The 17,635-nt window shown below is 67.6% G+C and carries 16 protein-coding genes and 1 tRNA gene; 9 read left to right on the top strand and 8 right to left on the bottom strand.

Annotated elements, in window-relative coordinates:
- Positions 1 to 53: 53 nt before the first annotated feature.
- The 3 genes from IEY26_RS01890 to IEY26_RS01880 form a co-directional block, all read right to left on the bottom strand.
- Positions 54 to 1,139, bottom strand: coding sequence for a pyridoxal-phosphate dependent enzyme (locus IEY26_RS01890; RefSeq protein ID WP_188975279.1), 1,086 nt, complete (start codon positions 1,137 to 1,139; stop codon positions 54 to 56).
- Positions 1,139 to 2,098, bottom strand: coding sequence for a succinylglutamate desuccinylase/aspartoacylase family protein (locus IEY26_RS01885; protein WP_188975277.1), 960 nt, complete (start codon positions 2,096 to 2,098; stop codon positions 1,139 to 1,141). Before IEY26_RS01885 ends, IEY26_RS01890 begins: the two co-directional genes overlap by 1 nt.
- 103 nt (positions 2,099 to 2,201) lie before the next feature.
- The gene (locus IEY26_RS01880; protein WP_188975275.1) at positions 2,202 to 3,431 is read right to left on the bottom strand and encodes a potassium channel family protein; all 1,230 of its coding nucleotides are present in this window, start codon (positions 3,429 to 3,431) and stop codon (positions 2,202 to 2,204) included.
- Positions 3,432 to 3,648: 217 nt separating this feature from the next.
- On the opposite strand from IEY26_RS01880, the gene citZ reads away from it, so the two are divergent.
- Complete coding sequence (gene citZ / locus IEY26_RS01875; RefSeq protein ID WP_188975272.1) at positions 3,649 to 4,785, top strand: citrate synthase; 1,137 nt, start codon at positions 3,649 to 3,651, stop codon at positions 4,783 to 4,785.
- A gap of 258 nt (positions 4,786 to 5,043) precedes the next feature.
- Positions 5,044 to 5,937 carry an FAD-dependent monooxygenase gene (locus IEY26_RS01870; RefSeq protein WP_188975270.1) on the top strand — a complete coding sequence of 298 codons (894 nt, stop codon included), beginning with the start codon at positions 5,044 to 5,046 and terminating at the stop codon, positions 5,935 to 5,937.
- Between the two features lie 45 nt (positions 5,938 to 5,982).
- Here the strand turns inward: IEY26_RS01870 and IEY26_RS01865 are convergent, their stop codons facing one another.
- On the bottom strand, positions 5,983 to 7,356 hold the full coding sequence (locus IEY26_RS01865) for an MATE family efflux transporter (protein WP_229773885.1): 1,374 nt from the start codon (positions 7,354 to 7,356) through the stop codon (positions 5,983 to 5,985).
- Between the two features lie 332 nt (positions 7,357 to 7,688).
- Between IEY26_RS01865 and ilvA the strand changes: the two genes are divergently transcribed.
- A complete protein-coding gene (gene ilvA, locus IEY26_RS01860) occupies positions 7,689 to 8,900 on the top strand; it encodes a threonine ammonia-lyase (protein ID WP_188975268.1) in 1,212 nt (403 codons plus the stop codon).
- A gap of 9 nt (positions 8,901 to 8,909) precedes the next feature.
- Here the strand turns inward: ilvA and IEY26_RS01855 are convergent, their stop codons facing one another.
- Positions 8,910 to 9,788 carry a hypothetical protein gene (locus IEY26_RS01855; protein WP_188975266.1) on the bottom strand — a complete coding sequence of 293 codons (879 nt, stop codon included), beginning with the start codon at positions 9,786 to 9,788 and terminating at the stop codon, positions 8,910 to 8,912.
- 88 nt (positions 9,789 to 9,876) lie between these two features.
- Here IEY26_RS01855 and IEY26_RS01850 point away from each other — a divergent pair, with 88 nt between their 5' ends.
- The 3 genes from IEY26_RS01850 to IEY26_RS01840 all read left to right on the top strand — a co-directional run bounded on the left by IEY26_RS01850 (position 9,877) and on the right by IEY26_RS01840 (position 10,594).
- Positions 9,877 to 10,260, top strand: coding sequence for a Rid family detoxifying hydrolase (locus IEY26_RS01850; RefSeq protein ID WP_188975264.1), 384 nt, complete (start codon positions 9,877 to 9,879; stop codon positions 10,258 to 10,260).
- The gene (locus tag IEY26_RS01845; protein WP_188975262.1) at positions 10,261 to 10,452 is read left to right on the top strand and encodes a hypothetical protein; all 192 of its coding nucleotides are present in this window, start codon (positions 10,261 to 10,263) and stop codon (positions 10,450 to 10,452) included. It abuts the gene before it with no gap.
- Positions 10,453 to 10,512: 60 nt separating this feature from the next.
- A tRNA-Ser gene (locus tag IEY26_RS01840) sits at positions 10,513 to 10,594 on the top strand.
- Positions 10,595 to 11,167: 573 nt separating this feature from the next.
- Here the strand turns inward: IEY26_RS01840 and IEY26_RS01835 are convergent.
- The gene (locus IEY26_RS01835; RefSeq protein ID WP_188975260.1) at positions 11,168 to 11,407 is read right to left on the bottom strand and encodes a hypothetical protein; all 240 of its coding nucleotides are present in this window, start codon (positions 11,405 to 11,407) and stop codon (positions 11,168 to 11,170) included.
- A gap of 223 nt (positions 11,408 to 11,630) precedes the next feature.
- Between IEY26_RS01835 and thsB the strand changes: the two genes are divergently transcribed.
- Positions 11,631 to 13,295, top strand: coding sequence for a thermosome subunit beta (gene thsB, locus IEY26_RS01830; RefSeq protein WP_188975258.1), 1,665 nt, complete (start codon positions 11,631 to 11,633; stop codon positions 13,293 to 13,295).
- Between the two features lie 236 nt (positions 13,296 to 13,531).
- Here thsB and IEY26_RS01825 read toward each other — a convergent pair whose 3' ends face one another.
- Positions 13,532 to 13,816 carry a hypothetical protein gene (locus IEY26_RS01825; protein ID WP_188975256.1) on the bottom strand — a complete coding sequence of 95 codons (285 nt, stop codon included), beginning with the start codon at positions 13,814 to 13,816 and terminating at the stop codon, positions 13,532 to 13,534.
- 250 nt (positions 13,817 to 14,066) lie between these two features.
- A complete protein-coding gene (lrp, locus tag IEY26_RS01820; protein WP_188975254.1) occupies positions 14,067 to 14,525 on the bottom strand; it encodes an HTH-type transcriptional regulator Lrp in 459 nt (152 codons plus the stop codon).
- Between the two features lie 143 nt (positions 14,526 to 14,668).
- Here lrp and glnA point away from each other — a divergent pair, with 143 nt between their 5' ends.
- Together glnA and IEY26_RS01810 are read left to right on the top strand one after the other, a co-directional pair.
- Positions 14,669 to 16,021, top strand: a complete 1,353-nt coding sequence (gene glnA, locus IEY26_RS01815; protein ID WP_188977070.1) for a type I glutamate--ammonia ligase — start codon at positions 14,669 to 14,671, stop codon at positions 16,019 to 16,021.
- 289 nt (positions 16,022 to 16,310) lie between these two features.
- Positions 16,311 to 17,564, top strand: a complete 1,254-nt coding sequence (locus IEY26_RS01810) for an RNA-guided endonuclease InsQ/TnpB family protein (protein ID WP_188975252.1) — start codon at positions 16,311 to 16,313, stop codon at positions 17,562 to 17,564.
- Positions 17,565 to 17,635: the final 71 nt, after the last annotated feature.

Raw genomic sequence — 17,635 nt, 5'->3', positions numbered from 1 at the left:
CGAAAGTTCGACGCCTTGTTCTCGCGGTTCCCGTGCCCCGGCGAGCCGACGCTCTACGCTTTTAGGCCGCTGCCCGTGAGCGGGACGACGACGTCGTCGCCCTCGTCGAGAACGCCGCGGTCGCGGTAGCGGCGGAGACCGGCGGGGCCGGCGGCGCTCGTCGGCTCGACGTAGAACCCGCGGGCGTGGAGGCGGTCGAGAGCGGCGTCGGTCTCCTCGCTCGTCACCGCGATTGCGTCACCCCCGGTGGCTTCGATGGCGCGGCGAATCTCCGCGCCGCGAACCGGCTGTTCGATCTGGATGCCGTCGGCGACGTCGTTCGCGCCGCCGCGCGGGCCGTGGAGGGCGTCCGCGATCGGAGAGACGCCGGCGGCCTGCACGCCGAGCAGTCTGGGGATTCCCGCTGTCCAGCCGGCGTCGCGGAGGAGCGAGAATCCGCGGTATGCGCCGAGGAAGAGCGTGCCGTGGCCGAGCGGGAGGACGATCGCGTCTGGGATGTCCCAGTCCCGCTGCGCCGCGAGTTCGAACGCGAACGTCGACGTCCCCGCGAAGAACGCGGGGTTCCACGCGTGGCTCGCGTACCACGCGTCCCCGTCCTCGACGGCCGCGACGCACGCGTCGGTGACGTCCTGTCTGCTCCCCTCGACTCGCACGGGCGTCGCACCGGCCGCCTCGATGGCGCGGAGCTTCGAGGGTTTCGCGTCCGCCGGGACGTAGATGTCGGCGTCGACGCCCGCCCGGGCGGCGTACTGCGCGACGGCCGCGCCCGCGTTCCCCGACGAGTCCTCCACCACTCGCTCGACGCCGAGTTCGGCGGCGCGAGAGAGCGTCGCCGTCGCGCCGCGGTCCTTGAAGCTTCCTGACGGGTGGGTGTAGTCGAGCTTGAAGTCCGCGCTCCACGCGGGAGCGTCGGCGAGCGGCGTCCACTGCTCGTCGAAGGTGACGCGGGGGGCGACGGGGAGGAGGTCGCGGAACGCCCACAGCCCCTCCCGAGAGTCGATATTGGGTTCTGCGGGCGGGTCGGGCGTCCAGTCGAATTCGAGCGGACTGCCACAGGTACACCGCCAGGGCTCGTCGGGGCCGGCGTCGTAGGTCGCCCCGCAGTCCGGGCAGACGAGCGAGCGGGCGTCGTCGCGCATCAGTATTCGGTGACGCCCGTGCCGACCGAGCAGACGTACTCGCCGGTGGCGACCTGCGGGAGGCGGCGGGAGCGCCAGAAGACGCCGTCGCCGTCCGCCGTCACCTCGGCCTTCAGGCGGCCGAAGACGTCGGTGACGCGGAAGAGGACGTCGCCGACGCGGACGGCGTCCCCGAGGTCGGCTTCGAACTGGACGAGCCCGCCGGCCGGCGACCCGTAGCGGTCGAACCCGGTCGCGCGCGTCTGCGTCACCGGCCCCGCGTCGCCCTCGACGAACCCGTAGTACTCGAGGACGTTCCAGACGCCGCGGACGCCGTACTCGATGGATTCCTCGTCCCAGCCGACGCAGCCGCCGAGTTCGGGGTCGATAGTGGGGACGCCCTCGTCGGGGCCGACGCGAGCGAGCTGGCCGTTCGGCCCTTTCTGGTCGAGGACGTACCCGCAGTCGAAGACCTGCGCGAGTTCGAGGCAGGCCTTGTGGAGGCGGTGGTGGCGGCCACAGCGCACCCGCACCTCGTTCAGCATTCGGCTCGTCGACCCCTGGTGGAGGTCGAGGATGAAGTCGGCGTCGGCGGCCGCGTCCAGCGTCGCCGCCGCGATGCGCTCGGAGGACGACCCGTTCGGGTCGCCGGGGTACGCCCGATTCATCTTCGTGTCGTCGATGGGGTTCCGGTGTTCGGCGACCTGGAACGCGTGCCAGTTCGTGATCCCCGTCACGAGCACCGTCCCCGAGAGGGCCGCGGGGTCGAGCTGTGGGACGAGGCGGTTCACCACGCCGACGCCGTTCAGCTCGTCGCCGTCGCTCGCCGCCTGCACGTAGAGCGTCTTCCCGTCGCCCGCACCGTTCACGACCGCGACCGGCAGCCCGAACGACGACCCGTCCCGCGTCTCGCCGACCGTCAACCGCCCGACGTCCATCTCGCCGGGGTCGGCCGACGCCGACCCGAACGTCACTGTCATACCCGAAGACCCACGGCGAGCGCCGTAAGCGGTTCGGTCGCTCGCGAGACGGTGGCGGCGAGACCCGCCGAGGGGGAGCGTCAGGAAGCGGCGTCAGCGAGTGTTAGCTGGTGGCGTCGGCGAGGCGGTCCGCGCCGGCGCGCGTGCCTTTCGCGAGGAGGACGTCGCCCGCGTAGACGGTGGTGTCGGGGCCGGGTTGGACGACCCAGCGGTCCTCGCCGTCGCGTTCGAGGCCGCGGCCGGCGTCGTACTCCTCGGGGCGGCGGACGGCGATGACGCGCATCCCCGTCTCGGTCTCGACGTCGGCGTCGCCGAGCGTGCGGCCGTCGAGGTCGCTCCCGGGTTCGACGGTCTCGCGGACGATGACTTCGTCGGACTCCTCGACCGCTTCCTGGACGACGACGTGAGTGTCGAGGCCGCGGAGCACGCCTTCGGAGATTTCGAGGGCGGCGTCGCTGATGACTTCCGTGGCGTTCGCGAGGTGGACGAGGCCGCGGAGGCTGACCGGGTCGTGGACGTCGGCGGCGGCGCGGAGCACCCACGCCTCGAAGCGCGTCTTGAGCGCGTCGACCTCGGCTTCGAGTTCGACGACTTCGGCGGCGATCTCCTCGGAGTCGAAGAGCACCGCGCCGTAGGCGAGGTCGACGGCGAGTTCGCTCATGTTCTTCATCATGACGAGCGAGTCGACGGCGCGTTCGAGGTCGGCGATGTCGGGTTCGACGTGCGCGGCGGGCTCGTAGTCCGCGCCGGTCGCGGCCTCGTAGACGTCGGCGAGGCCGTCCTCGACGCCGCGGAGGAAGAGGACGTCGTCGGGCTGGAGGGTCGTCTCGGCGTCGGGGTTGAGGAGCCACTCGGTGTCGGCGTCGCCGCGCCGGATGGCGATGACGCGGACGCCCGTCTCGGTTTCGAGGTTGACGTCGCCGAGCGTGCGCGTGGCGTACTCGGAGGCGGCGTCGAGGTAGGCGCGCGCGACGGACTCGACGGCTTCGGGGAGCGCGGTGCGAATCGCCTCGGGGACGCCCATGTCCTCGACGACGACTTTCGCGATGTCGCCGGCGGCGTCGCTAATCTTCTCGGCCGCGCCGACGATTCCTAACACCGGCGCGAGCGTCTCGGCGTCCTCGGGGTTGCGCGCTGCCATCATGAGGCTCATGCGCGCGCGCAGCTGGAGGACGTCCATCCGCTCTTCGAGCTTGAGGACTTCCGCGGCGATGTCGTCGCTCCCGTGGAGGACGGCGGAGTACGAGAGGTCGATGAGGAGCTCCGCCGTGTCCTTCATCTCCACGAGGAGGTCTTTCACGCTCGCGGGTTCGTACGCGACGCGGCCGGCCATACCTCTGCGTGCGCTCGCAGCCCCGAAAAACGTTCGCACCGACACTGCCCCGTCTGCCGAACCGGGTCGTATCGGCACTGCCCCGTCTGCCGAACCGGGTCGTATCGGCACTGCCCCGTCTGCCGAACCGGGTCGTATCGACCCCACCCCTCGACGATCGACGAACGGATACCTGAAAACCGAAGGTACTTTTCTGACGGATTGCGAACCGCGGGGTATGTCCGACGAACTGAAGAAGGGTCTCGAAGGCGTCCTCGTCGCCGAATCGTCGCTGAGCTACATCGACGGGGACGTCGGGAAGCTCGTCTACCGCGGGTACACCATCGAGGACCTCGCGGCGAACGCGACCTACGAGGAAGTCCTCTATCTGCTCTGGCACGGTGAGCTCCCGACGCGCGAGGAGCTCGACGCGTTCCGCACGGACATGGCCGAGGAACGCGCGCTGAGCGCGGAGACACAGGAGCTCGTGCGGTCGCTCGCCGAGGCGGACGAGGAGCCGATGGCGGCGCTCCGCACGGCGACGTCCTCGCTCTCCGCGGCCGACCCGGACGCGGACGCCGACCCGACCGACGAGGCCGCGAACCTCGCGAAGGGGAAGCGCATCACGGCGAAACTCCCGACGGTGGTCGCGGCGTTCACGCGCATCCGGAACGGCGAGGACCCCGTCGAGCCCCGCGAGGACCTCGACCACGCCGCGAACTTCCTCTACATGCTGAACGGCGAGGAGCCAACCGAGGTCGCCGCCGACGTCTTCGACCAGGCGCTCGTCCTGCACGCCGACCACGGCCTGAACGCCTCCACGTTCTCCGCGATGGTCACCGCCTCTACGCTCGCCGACGTCCACTCCGCCGTCACCTCGGCGGTCGGCACGCTCTCCGGCAGCCTGCACGGCGGCGCGAACGCGAACGTCATGCGGATGCTCGAAGAGGTCGACGCGTCCGGCAAAGACCCCGTCCAGTGGGTCGAGGACGCCCTCGACAACGGCGAGCGCGTCGCCGGGTTCGGCCACCGCGTCTACAACGTCAAGGACCCGCGCGCGAAGATTCTCGGCGAGCAGTCCGAGGAGCTCGGCGAGGCCGCCGGCGACAAGAAGTGGTACGAGATGAGCGCCGCCATCGAGAACTACATGAAGGAAGAGAAGGGTCTCGCGCCGAACGTCGACTTCTACTCCGCCACCACCTACTACCAGATGGGCATCCCCGTCGACATCTACACGCCCATCTTCGCGATGTCGCGCGCCGGCGGCTGGGTCGCACACGTCCTCGAACAGTACGAGGACAATCGCCTCATCCGCCCGCGCGCCCGCTACGCCGGCGCGAAAGACCAGTCCTGGACGCCCATCGACGAGCGGTAGAATCGCGACGCTCCGGGACGCACGCGCGTTAAGAAAAAAGCCGCGTAACCGACGGCTGTTGGTTCTCTGTCGCGTTCGCGCTCGAGTGCCGGTGGGCCGGTCGGCCGTTTGAGGCGATCTGACCAACCCGGTGTAGGGCACTCACGGATGCCGAAAGAACCATATTTGTTTAGGTGTGCCTAAAACTATGGAGTCACGGTCGGCTACCGACGGACGCAACGCACGCACGAACGTCCCAGCGAGGACGGAGGGTCGACGATGACGGGCGACGCGTTCGACGTGGACGTCGTCGTGGTGGGCGGCGGCCCGTCCGGCTGTTCCGCGGGCGTCTTCCTGGCGCGCTACGGCTTCGAGACGCGGGTGTTCGACCGCGGCGTCGCCGCGCTCCCGCGCTCGGCGTTCCTCGCGAACTACCCGGGGTTCCCCGCGGGCATCGACATCGAGACGTTCACCGACCTCCTCCACGACCACGCCGAGACGGCCGGCTGCGACGTCGTTCCGGACATGGTCGAATCCGTCGACCACGGAGAGAGCGAGGGGTTCGTCGTCGAGACGCAAGAGGGCCGCGAGGTCGCGGCGCGCTACGTCGTCGCGGCGTCCTGGTACGACGGCGAGTACCTCCGACCGCTCACGGGCGGCGAGGCGTTCGAGGCGCACGAGCACGACGGCGACGAACACGAGCACTTCGATCCGGACTACGTCGACGCCGACGGCCGCACGCCCGTCGACGGCCTCTACGTCGTCGCCCCCGCCGGCCAGCGGAACGCCCAAGCCGTCGTCGCCGCCGGTCAGGGCGCACACGTCGCCCGCCGCCTCATCAAGGACGACCGCGAGAGAGAGGGGTATCCGCCCGCGCTCGCCGAACACTACGACTGGCTGCGCTCGGAGAGCGAGTTCACGGGCGACTGGGCCGAACGCCCGCGCTGGCGCGAGTGGTTCGAGAGCGAGATTCCCGAGGACTACGAGCCGGCCGAGGGCGTGGACCTCGACGAGCTCCGCGAGACCTACATCGACGCGGCGTTCGAGACGAAGCGCACGGACGAGGCGGTCGAGGCGCTCCGAGAGCGCGCACACCGCCGCCTCCTCGACCACCTCGACGACGACGTCATCAAAGACTACCTCGCCGAGCGCGACGAACGGCCCGCGGAGTAGGGTGGCAGGTTCGGTGTCGTCGCGTTGCCGTCGTGACGAGGCGGGTCAGTCGTCGCCGGCGGGGGTGCCGCGGGCGGCCATCATGTCGGCGGCGCGAGCGGCCCAGTCGGAGAAGTGGAAGCCGAAGGCGGCGACGGCGGCCATCCAGACGTACTGGACGGCGATACCGGCGTAGGCACCGAGCGGGCCCCAGCCGGCGCGAACGCCGAGGAGGTAAGTGACGCCGAGCATCCCGCCGAAGACGCCGGTGAGGCGAGCGGCGAACGGAATGCGGGTCTCGCTCGCGCCGTTGAGCGCGCCGGAGAGAACGGTGAAGGCGACGACGAAGCCAGCCGTGATACCGTAGACGCGCGCGAAATCGGCGGCGTACGGCAGCGCCTCGGGGGACCCGGCGGCGAGGAGAGCGACGAGAGAGTCGGCGTAATGGACGGTGAGGACGCCGACGCCGCCGACGGTGAGGACGCCGAGGAGGGTGACGGACCAGCCGAGGTAGCGGGCCTCGCCGGGGTCGGCGTCGCCGAGCGCGTGCCCGACGAGGACGCTGACCGCGGTCCGGTAGCCGCGAGAGAGCGGGCCGGTGACCTGCTGGTAGACGCGGCGGCCGATCTGGAAGCCGGCGTTGACGGGCGTGCCGAAGCCGAGGAGAACCGCGTTGAAGGGGAACTCGGCGACAGTGCTGGAGAGGCCCTCGGCGATTTTGGGGACGGCGAGGGAGACGAGCTGACGGGCGACGCGGAGGTCTCTGGGGCGAACGAGGCGGATGGGGGTCCGCGAGGTGTAGGTAGTGGCGACGAGAAGTGCAGCGGACACGAGGTTGGCGGTGGCGGTAGCGGCGGCGACGCCGACGACCTGGAGGCGGGGGAGGCCGAAGAGGCCGAGGCCGAGCGTGAGCGAACCAGTGATGTTGAGCCCGTTGGCGACGAAGTTGACGTACATCGGGGTGCGGGTGTCACCCGTTCCTTGGAGCGCGCGGGCGGAGATGATGGAGACGTGGCGGGCCGGGGCGGTGGCGAGAACGATGCCGAGGTAGGTCGCGCCGAGCGCGGCGGTGTCGGCGTCCGCGCCGAAGACGCCGATGAGGGGAACGCCGAAGAAGACGCCGGCGAGCGCGACCGGGACACCGGCGAGGACGCCCATGGCGAGCGCGGCGCTGACGGCGCTGTCACGGTTGGCGTCCGCACCCGCGCCGGTGTCCTGACTGGAGAGCGCGATAGCGGCCGCGCCGAGGCCGATGCCGACGCGGAGCGGGATGCGGCCGTAGAGGTCGGCGAGGCCGACCGCGACGACGGCGACGGGGGAGAAGGTGGCGGTGACGAGGACGTCGACGGTCCGCATGAGCGTGCGGAGCGTCTGCTCCGTCATCACCGGCCAGGCGAGAGCGAGGACGCGCCGCCACGTCCGGAAGAGCCGACCCTGCACGTTTCCGTAGCCGCGCGGCGCGCGAATAGGGATACTGGTAGCGGCACGCAGTGCCCCGCGGCTCGATAGCGACGGCGGACGCGGCGACGGGGTGTGGTGTCGGTGGTGGTGTCAGGTGCGTCGGGGCGTGGTGGATGTAGAGTCGCCGTGAACGAGGCGGCTCGTGGGGCGGGACGGCGGTGTCGACGGCGCAGGGTTTCACTTTCACTCTGCTTGGGTCGGGTTTAAGTTCGAGGCGCGGATACTCCCAATCGTCGGGTGCGTCACACGCCCGCACCTCCCCGTTTCTGCGGAACCACAAACCGTTAGAGAGCCCGCGGTAAAGTCGGGGTATGCTCGAACTCGACGACGTGCTCGCGGCGCAGGACCGCGTGGCCGACGTCGCCCGCCACACGCCGCTGGACTACACGCACACGTTCTCTTCGATGTCGGGGGCGGAAGTGCACATGAAGCTGGAGAACTTCCAGCGGACGGGTTCGTTCAAGATTCGGGGCGCGACGAACCGAATTCGGACGCTGACGGACGCAGAGCAGGACGCGGGCGTGGTGACGGCGTCGGCGGGGAACCACGCGCAGGGCGTCGCGCTCGCGGCGACGCGGTCCGGCGTCGACGCGAAGGTCGTGATGCCGGAGACCGCGCCCATCTCGAAGGTGAAGGCGACGCGCGCGTACGGCGCGGAAGTCCTCTTACACGGCGTCGACTACAACGAGGCGCAGGACGAGGCGCACGAGCTGGAGGAGGCGGAGGGGCGGACGTACGTGCACGCGTTCGACGACGAGGACGTCATGGCGGGACAGGGGACTATCGGGCTCGAAATCCTCGACGACCTCCCGGAGGTCGAGACGGTGGTCGTCCCCATCGGCGGCGGCGGGCTCATCTCGGGTATCGCGACGGCGGTGAAAGCGCGGAAACCGGACGTGCGCGTCGTCGGCGTGCAGGCCGAAGGGGCGTCGAGCGTCGCGGACAGCCTGAAGAAGGGCGAGCGCCAGACGCTGGGGAGCGTCGACACCATCGCGGACGGCATCGCCGTGCGGAGCGCGGGCGCGAACACCTTCCCCGTCATCCGCGAGCGCGTCGACGAAGTCGTCACCGTCTCCGACGGCGAAATCGCGAAAGCCGTCGTCTACCTCTTAGAGCGCGGGAAGACGATGGTCGAGGGCGCGGGCGCGGTGCCGCTCGCCGCGCTGCTCGAGGGGAAGTTCGTCTACGAGGAGGACGAGGTTATCGCGCCGGTGCTCTCCGGCGGGAACATGGACTTGAACCTCCTGACGACCGTCGTGATGCGCGGTCTCGTCGACCAGGGGCGCTACGTGAAGCTCCGAACGGTGTTAAAAGACCGGCCGGGCGCGCTCGAAGACCTCCTCGAGATTCTCACGGAGGAGCGCACGAACATCTACGCCATCCAGCACGACCGGACGAACCGCGACATCGCGATGAACGCCGCCGAGGTGGAACTCGACCTCGAAACGCGCGGCGAAGAACACGTCGCCGGCCTCCTCGACCGCATGGAGGCCGCGGGCTACGAAGTCGAACTCCTCGTCTGAGCCGTCGGCTCACGACTCGCGCTCGTTCTCGCGCTGTCGGCGTCGGCGCATCCCGTAGGTGACGGTGAGAAACTGGCGGCCGCAGAGCCACATCTCCTGTGTCGTGACGACGTCGGCGTCGGCGACGGGCGTCGAGGGGGCGGCGGGCGAGGTCGTGGGGTAGGTGCGGAAGCGCTGGTGCATCGGGAGGCGGAACGCGCCCGCGGGCGTCACCGCGAAGAGGCCGGGCTGGCCGGGCGCGAACGTCGTCAGTTCGAGGCCGGTGGCGTCGCCCGCGCCGAGGTGGTCGGGGCGGAGGACGGTCGAGAGGTTCGACCCCGGGAGCGGCACGGCGACGTTCACCAGCCGGTCGCCGGAAGGGGTCTCGTGTGCGCCGTAGAGCGCGACGAATACGGTCTGACCCGGTTCGACAGACGGGTCAGCCACCGCCTCGCCCGTGCCCGTTCGCGTGCGCGTCCACAGTCGCACGTCCTCGCGCGGGTCGGCGTCGTCGGGGACGCGGCGCAGGTCGCTCTCGACGTTCCAGGGGCCGTCCGCGCCCGGTCCGGGGAGGTTCAGCTGTTCGAGCCAGCGAGTCAGGTGTGCCGCGCCCGCCGCGCCCGCGCGGAACCCCCGGTGCCAGTCGACGTCGAACCACATCGCGTAGTCGAGCGTCGATTCGTAGAAGTCGCGAATCGTAGGGTGGACGCGGCCGGGGTCGAAGTCGTCGCGGGCGAAGGCGTCGAGGTCGTCCATCTCGCTGTGCGCGCGCTCGCCGGCGAGGCCCGTGCGCTCGCCGAAGTCCGCGCCGACGCGGCCGCGGGCGAACACCGGCGAGAGCGGGAGGTCGGGTTCGCGCGAGAGCGCCGCGACGCCGAGCCCGGCCGCCGCCGCGGACCGCCAGTTCATACTCGGTCTTCGCGCTCCGCGGGGAAGAGCGCGCTGGGTTCGGCGAGCGACGCCGGGTATTAAGTCGCGTCACGGCCGAGAGGGGAGTATGAAGCGCACTATCGAGACCCCTGATGCTCCTGCCGCGGTCGGCGCGTACAGCCAGGCGACGACGAACGGGGACATCGTCTTCACCGCCGGTCAGATTCCCATGACGCCCGACGGCGACCTCCTCGACGACGAGGACATCGCCACGCAGACCCGGCAGAGCCTCGAGAACGTGAAGGCGATCCTCGAAGAGGAGGGGCTCACGATGCAGGACGTCCTCAAGACCACCGTCTTCCTCGGCGACATCGACGACTTCGACGAGATGAATAGCACGTACAGGGAGTACTTCCAGGACAACCCGCCCGCCCGCAGCGCCGTCCAGGCGGGCGCGCTCCCGAAGGGCGTCGGCGTCGAAATCGAAGCCGTCGCCGCGCAGCGCGACTAAATGCACGCCCGCGAGCTCGCGCTCGACGGCGCGCTCGCCGCGCTCTCCTTCCTCGTGTTGGCGTTCGGCTACCGACTCCTCGGCGGCGACACTCCGGGCGTCCCCGCGCTCGTCGGCGTCTGCCTCCTCGTCACCGCCGTCACCGTCGTCGCGACGTGGCTCGCCCGCACGTACGCGTCGGTGACCGCCTGACTCGCACCCCGTCGCGAAAAGAAGGGTTTAAACGCGACACGACAGTACATCTGGGTGCAGGCCGGGATGGCCGAATGGCAAAGCGCACGCCTGGAAAGCGTGTCCCCTTACGGGGTTCAGGGTTCAAATCCCTGTCCCGGCGTTTCTCTCCGCGAACCACACCGACGAGCGCCGGCTGTCGGCGCGAGTCAACACCCTGTCTACCGAATCCTCAACAGTCGTGGCCGGTCCCGTCGGTACGGCTCGTCGACGACGTCGGTATCCCTTAGCGAGTCCGCGAGAGTGGTGACTGAATCCGTCTCGGTCGCGCGTCGGCCGCGCGGTTGCGGGGTATCTGCGACGAGCGCCGCCGCGACCGCCCGAAAGCGGACGGTCGCAGCGGTGTCGTGCGGTGGCAAGCCAGCCCCCTGTCGTCCACTCCCCCCGGAGTGGACGGCCGGATACTCGGTTCTCGGGTTTGCTCCGTCGGCGGAGCCCCGAGGGCCTCCGGACGGGGGCGGGTTAGTCGAAGACGCCCACACGGATATGTTGAGTGGCCGATGGTTTCGGTTGGTTCAGAGACGTGTACTTTCTCGAAGCGGAGTGAGAGTGAAGGGATAGCGGGGGCGAGTCATCCCATCGATATGATGTTTCAGGGCCAGTGCTCGGGCGTTGACGTGCGTGAACAAGCGCGCCGGGCGCGTCCGAGAGCCGGCGTTACGAGGCGGAGTGGCGGTTAGAGGTCAGCGTTGACGCGGATTTCCTCGTCGGTGACGGTGTCGACGAGGTCGCCGTCGAGGGAGTAGTCGTCCTCGTTCTTCTCGGTCCAGCCGAAGGCGGCGAGGACGGCTTCGCCGAGGCCGGGTTCGGGGTCGACCCAGGCGGTGTTGTCTTCGACTTCGGTGACGACGCCGAGCTCTTCGCCTTCGATGTCCACGAGTACTTTTCCGACGTCTTCGCTGGTGAGTGTCGCCATGGTCGGGGTGTCGCACGGCCGCGTGAAGTGTCTGGGGGCCGCACGGGGAGTATAAATACTGGCCGCATCGGGCGTTTCGCGGGGTGCGCCGGGGACGTGGCTGAAACGCCGGGGGACGGTCGGGAGGCGGTGAATATGGCGCGGTTCGACCGACGGACCACTGGCGCGTGCCAACGCGTACCAGCCAAGTTTTATATAGAATGGCTTTCAATCATTGAGTACGATGTCACAGCAACAGCGGATGCAGGGTCAGCCCATGATTATCATGGGGGACGACGCACAGCGCGTAAAAGACAAGGACGCGCAGGAACACAACATCTCCGCCGCTCGCGCCGTAGCGGACGCCGTTCGCTCGACGCTCGGCCCGAAAGGGATGGACAAGATGCTCGTCGACTCGATGGGCGACGTCACCATCACGAACGACGGCGTCACCATCCTCCAGGAGATGGACATCGACAACCCGACGGCCGAGATGATCGTCGAAGTCGCCGAGACCCAGGAGGACGAGGCCGGCGACGGGACGACGACCGCCGTCGCCATCGCGGGTGAACTCCTCAAGAACGCCGAGGACCTCCTCGAGCAGGACATCCACCCGACGGCCATCATCAAGGGCTTCCACCTCGCCAGCGAGAAGGCCCGCGAGGAAGTCGACAACGTCGCCATCGACGTCGACACCGACGACGAGGACCTCCTCCGCTCCGTCGCCGAGACCTCCATGACCGGCAAGGGCGCGGAGCTCGACAAGGAGCTCCTCTCCCAGATCATCGTCGACGCCGTCCGCCAGGTCGCCGTCGACGCCGACGACGGCTCCACCATCGTCGACGCCGGGAACATCAACATCGAGACGCAGACCGGACGCGGCGTCAGCGAGTCCGAGCTCCTCCGCGGTGCCGCCATCGACAAGGACCCCGTCGTCGACAACATGCCGACCGCGTTCGACGACGCCTCCGTCCTCCTCCTCAACGAAGCCATCGAGGTCGAGGAAGCCGAAGCCGACACGAACGTCTCCATCGACAGCCCCGACCAGCTCCAGCAGTTCCTCGACCAGGAGGAGAAGCAGCTGAAGGAGAAGGTCCAGCAGATCGTCGACGTCGGCGCTGACGTCGTCTTCTGCCAGAAGGGCATCGACGACATGGCGCAGCACTACCTCGCGAAAGAGGGCATCCTCGCCATCCGCCGCACGAAGAAGTCGGACATCGAGTTCCTCCACGACATCCTCGGCGGCAGCGTCGTCACGGACCTCGACGCCGTCACCGAAGCCGACCTCGGTCAGGGCGCAATCAGCCGTGACTCCGAGGACGAGCTCTTCTACGTCGAAGGTACGGGCGAGGACGCCCACGGCGTCACCATCCTCCTCCGCGCCTCCACGGACCACGTCGTCGACGAACTCGAACGCGGCGTCACCGACGCCCTCGACGTCGTCGCGCAGACCGTCAGCGACGGTCGCGTCCTCCCCGGCGGCGGCGCCGTGGAAGTCGAAGTCGCCGACCGCCTCCGCTCGCACGCCGACTCCGTCTCCGGCCGCGAGCAGCTCGCCGTCGAGGCGTTCGCCGACGCGCTCGAACTCGTCCCGCGCGTCCTCGCGGAGAACGCCGGCCTCGACCCGATCGACATCCTCGTCGACCTCCGCTCCGAGCACGAATCCGGGAACGAGACCGTCGGCCTCAACGTCTTCACCGACTCCCTCGAAGACACCTACGAAGCCGGCATCGTCGAGCCCGCACACGCCAAAGAACAGGCGCTCTCCAGCGCCACCGAAGCCGCGAACCTCGTCCTCAAAATCGACGACATCATCTCCGCCGGCGACCTCTCCACCGACAAGGGAGACGACGACGCCGGCGGCCCGCCCGCAGGCGGCATGGGCGGCGGCATGGGCGGCATGATGTAAACGCACGTTTTGCTCTGCGCGCCGGCTTCGCCGGCGCTCGGCAAAACCTGCACTAAAAGCCCGTCGCGACCCCGCTTCGGGGGTCGCTCGGGCCTCGCGCTTCGCGCGAGTGAATCGCGACCCTTCCGGGTTCTTCGAACCACTCGGGTCGCGAACGCTCGCCCCGTCGCTGTCTCGTTCGCTAACTCCGTTCGGCCCGTCGTTTTCTTTCGACTGATTTCGTAGGTGAGCGACGGCTACGCGAAGCGGTTTCGGAGCCAGCGCGCGACCCGGCGGTCGACGTCGAAGACGTACGCGAGGAGGTAGACGCCGCCGCCGAGGAAGAAGAGGCCGATTCCCGCGGTGACTGTCGCCTCGACCGTGCTGTCTGCACCCGCGACGGCGCTCGGCGCGTAGAAGCTCCCGCAGAGCAGAGAGACGCCCGCGAGGAAGTAGACGACTTTCTCGAAGAGCCGGCGGACCTCCGCTCGCGCTGCCTCGCGCGCAACTTCTCGAACTTCGTCGTCGGATGTAGAGGGCATACCAAGCCGTTCTCCCACCACCGCGAAAAGTGATAGCGTGGCGAGTTGATGACCGGCGGGCGGACGCGTCCAGCGACGGCGCGGCCACCACGGGTCCTCGCAGTCGCCGTCAGAAGTTCGACCCGACCACGCGGGCGGGGTATCGAGAGGGAGCCTCGCGAGTCGTCGGCGAGCCGGCTTTCGGAATGTCGACTATAACGCCGACTCTAAAGCGACCTCCTCCGAGATCACTCCTCCCTCGAAACCCGCCTCACTCGTCGACGTCGAGTTCGAACTGTTCGTGTTCGGCGGCGGCGTTGAGGACGACGCTGGTGTTGGACTCCTTGATGTCGGCGTCGCCGAGGAGTTTCTTGATGAGGTGGTTCATGTCGTCGGTGTCTCTGAATTTGCCGACGGCGACGATGTCGTAGTCGCCGGTGACTTCGTAAACGGAGACCATCTGTTTGTGGCCGCGCAGGCGGTCGGAGAGGTCGGGGAGGGCGTTGCCCTCCACCTTCAGCTGGAGGATAGCGGTGACGTCGTAGCCGAGGGCGTCGTAGTCGACGACGGGCGTGTAGTCTTTGATGACGCCGGCGTCTTCAAGGTCGGAGAGGTGGTTGGAGACGGTAGTGACGGAGACGTCGAGGTCTTCGGCGAGGCTGCGGAGGCTGGCGCGGCCGTCGCCGAGCAGCGCGTTGATGAGTTGGCCGTCGAGGTTCTCGTAGGTCATGGCGTTCCATTGGACACGGGGGGATTAGAATTTTACGAATGTCCAGTTCTCTTTCACCGTCGGCAGATTTGCGCGGACCGCCAGCGCTTTAGTAGTGGGAGTGTAGGATTCGGGTGACGAAACCGATGACAAACGGGAAACTGATGACAGACGGCGGTCTGAGCGAGACGGAACAGGACGTGCTGGACGAGATCGAGGAGAAGAACGTTGACTTCCTCCGCCTCCAGTTCACGGACATCCTCGGCACGGTGAAGAACGTCTCCGTCCCCGCCGAGCAGGCGGAGAAGGCCTTCACCGACGGGATCTACTTCGACGGCTCCTCCATCGAGGGGTTCGTCCGGATTCAGGAGTCCGACATGCGCCTCAAGCCGGACCCCGAGACGTTCGCCGTGCTGCCGTGGCGGGACCTCGACGACGGCGCGTCCGCCCGCCTCATCTGCGACGTCATCAACACTTCCACGGGTGAGCCGTTCGAGGGCGACCCGCGCCGCGTCCTGAAGAACGTCCTCGAACGCGCCGAGGACATGGGGTACACGGTGAACGCCGCACCGGAGCCCGAGTTCTTCCTCTTCGAGGAGGACGAACGCGGCCGCGCGACGACGGAGCTCTCCGACTTCGGCGGCTACTTCGACCTCGCGCCGAAAGACCCCGCCTCCGACGTCCGCCGCGACATCATCCGCGGCCTGGAGTCGATGGGCTTCGAGATCGAGGCGTCCCACCACGAAGTCGCCGAATCCCAACACGAGATCAACTTCGAGTACGACGACGCGCTCGCGACCGCGGACAACGTCGCGACGTTCCGCACGGTCGTTCGCGCCATCGCCGCGGAGCACGACCTGCACGCGACGTTCATGCCGAAGCCCATCGCGAACATCAACGGCTCCGGGATGCACACGCACTTCTCGCTCTTCGAGGACGGCGAGAACGCGTTCCACGACGAGGACGACGACTTCAACCTCTCTGAGGTCGCCCACCAGTTCCTCGCGGGCATCCTCGAACACGCGCCCGCCATCACGGCGATTTCGAACCCGACCGTGAACTCCTACAAGCGCCTCGTCCCCGGCTACGAGGCCCCGGTCTACGTCGCGTGGTCCGACCGGAACCGCTCCGCGCTCATCCGGAAGCCCGCGGCGCGCATCCCGGCCGCGTCCCGCATCGAAGCGCGCTTCCCCGACCCGTCCTGCAACCCCTACCTCGCGTTCGCGGCGCTCATCAGCGCGGGCCTCGACGGCATCGAGAAGGGCCTCGACGCCCCCGACCCGGTCCGCGAGAACATCTACGAGTTCGACGAGCAGAAACGCGAGGAGTACGGCATCGAGACGCTCCCCACGAACCTCGGCGAAGCCGTGGACGCGCTCGAAACGAACGACGTCGTGAAAGACGCGCTCGGCGACCACATCACGAACAAGTTCATCGAGGCGAAACGCGAAGAACACACGGGCTACCGCGTCCAGGTCTCCGACTGGGAGCTGGAGCAGTACCTCGAGACGTTCTGAGCGGCCACCCCATCCGGTTTCTTTCTCGCGACCGCGGCGTCGACGGAGCGCAGCAGTCGACAAAGCACGGCAGTCGATGGTCGACGGAGCGCGGTAGTCGATGATCGACGCAGTCGTTGGTTCAGATAGGCGTCCGGTTCAGCAGATTCGAGGTGGAGCCCCCGACCTCAAGGAACGAACGAGGTGAGAGAGTAGGTCGGGGAGGAAACCGACATGGGACGACACAACCGGCGCACTGTGGCCACCTGACTCCCGGACATTTAAGAATACTTAGTTGTATATCTGAAATATGGAGGTCCGGCGTACTGCGCACGTCAAACTCATCGTTCCCGAGGAGTACCGCGATGACCTCCACGAATCTTCCCGACAATTCCTTCACTGTGCCAACCGCACCACTGAATTCTGTTGGACCGATCACTCCTACACCGAGTGCATCACGGCCAATACGACCGCACGAGATGCACTCTACGACGAACTCCGCGACGAAACCGACCTCACCGCGAATCTCGTTCAAGAAGCCATCCGACGGGGCGTCCAAGCTGTCACTGGATGCGTCGAACGGTGGAAACAAGGGAAACGAGTGAGCCAACCGGAGTTCACGTCGTGGAGTATGCTCTACGACAAACGCAGCGCCACCTTCTACCGGAACAAAGTCTCGCTCTCGACTGTCAACGGACGCGTTGAGTGCGACTTCGAACTCCCCGCGGACAGTCCCACACCGTATGAGCAGTACGTGCTATCCGAGGAGTTCGAGTTCCGAGCGAGTACGCTCCAGTACGACGCAGTGAACGACGAGTTCTATTTCCACATCACTACCCGGAAGTACGACTCCGAAGGAGCCGGCGAGTCGTCCGGGGTTTCGGACGATACTGAGCACCAAACAGTCCTCGGTATCGACCTCGGCGTCAACAGTCTCGCCGTCGCCTCCACCGGGCGCTTCTGGCAGGGAGACGACTACGACCACTGGTGCCGTGAGTTCGAAAAGCGACGTGGAGAGCTGCAACAACGCGGCACGCAAGCCGCGCACAACGCCCTACTTCGCCTCGGTAAGCGCGAAGAATGGCGGAAACAGTACATCCACACGGTCGCCAACGAACTTGTCTCTGAAGCCGTCAAACACGACTGTGACGTTATTGTGTTCGAGGACTTGACCGACATCCGAGAGCGCCTTTCGCACGCGAAGTGGCATCACATCTGGGCGTTCCGACGCCTCTTCGAGTACGTCTCCTACAAAGCGCCGGAGCGCGGCGTTTCCATTGAGCAGGTTGAGCCGAACCATACGTCTCAACGCTGTTCACGGATTGACTGCGGGTTCACGCACGAGGACAACCGTCACGGAGAACACTTCAAGTGCCAAAGGTGCGGGTACGAAGTGAACGCTGACTACAACGGTGCGAAGAACATCGGGCTACGCTACGCCCGAAAACAGACACACAGACTCCGTTCCTCGCCCAAGTCGGGGAGCGGAGACGCAGAAGTAGACCTGCGTGTGACTGGTGGGACGTTGAACGGCAAGAGTTACCGGCAGATTGCCGGAGACTGATCGCCGGGAGTCCACATCAAAGCCCCATCACCAGAAATCTCTGATTTCTGGTTAGCAGTCAGAACGTGACG

Origin of the sequence: Halocalculus aciditolerans (assembly GCF_014647475.1) — an archaeon.
In the GTDB taxonomy this organism is placed as follows: domain Archaea; phylum Halobacteriota; class Halobacteria; order Halobacteriales; family Halobacteriaceae; genus Halocalculus; species Halocalculus aciditolerans.
This window is presented reverse-complemented; position numbering and strand designations above follow the sequence as displayed.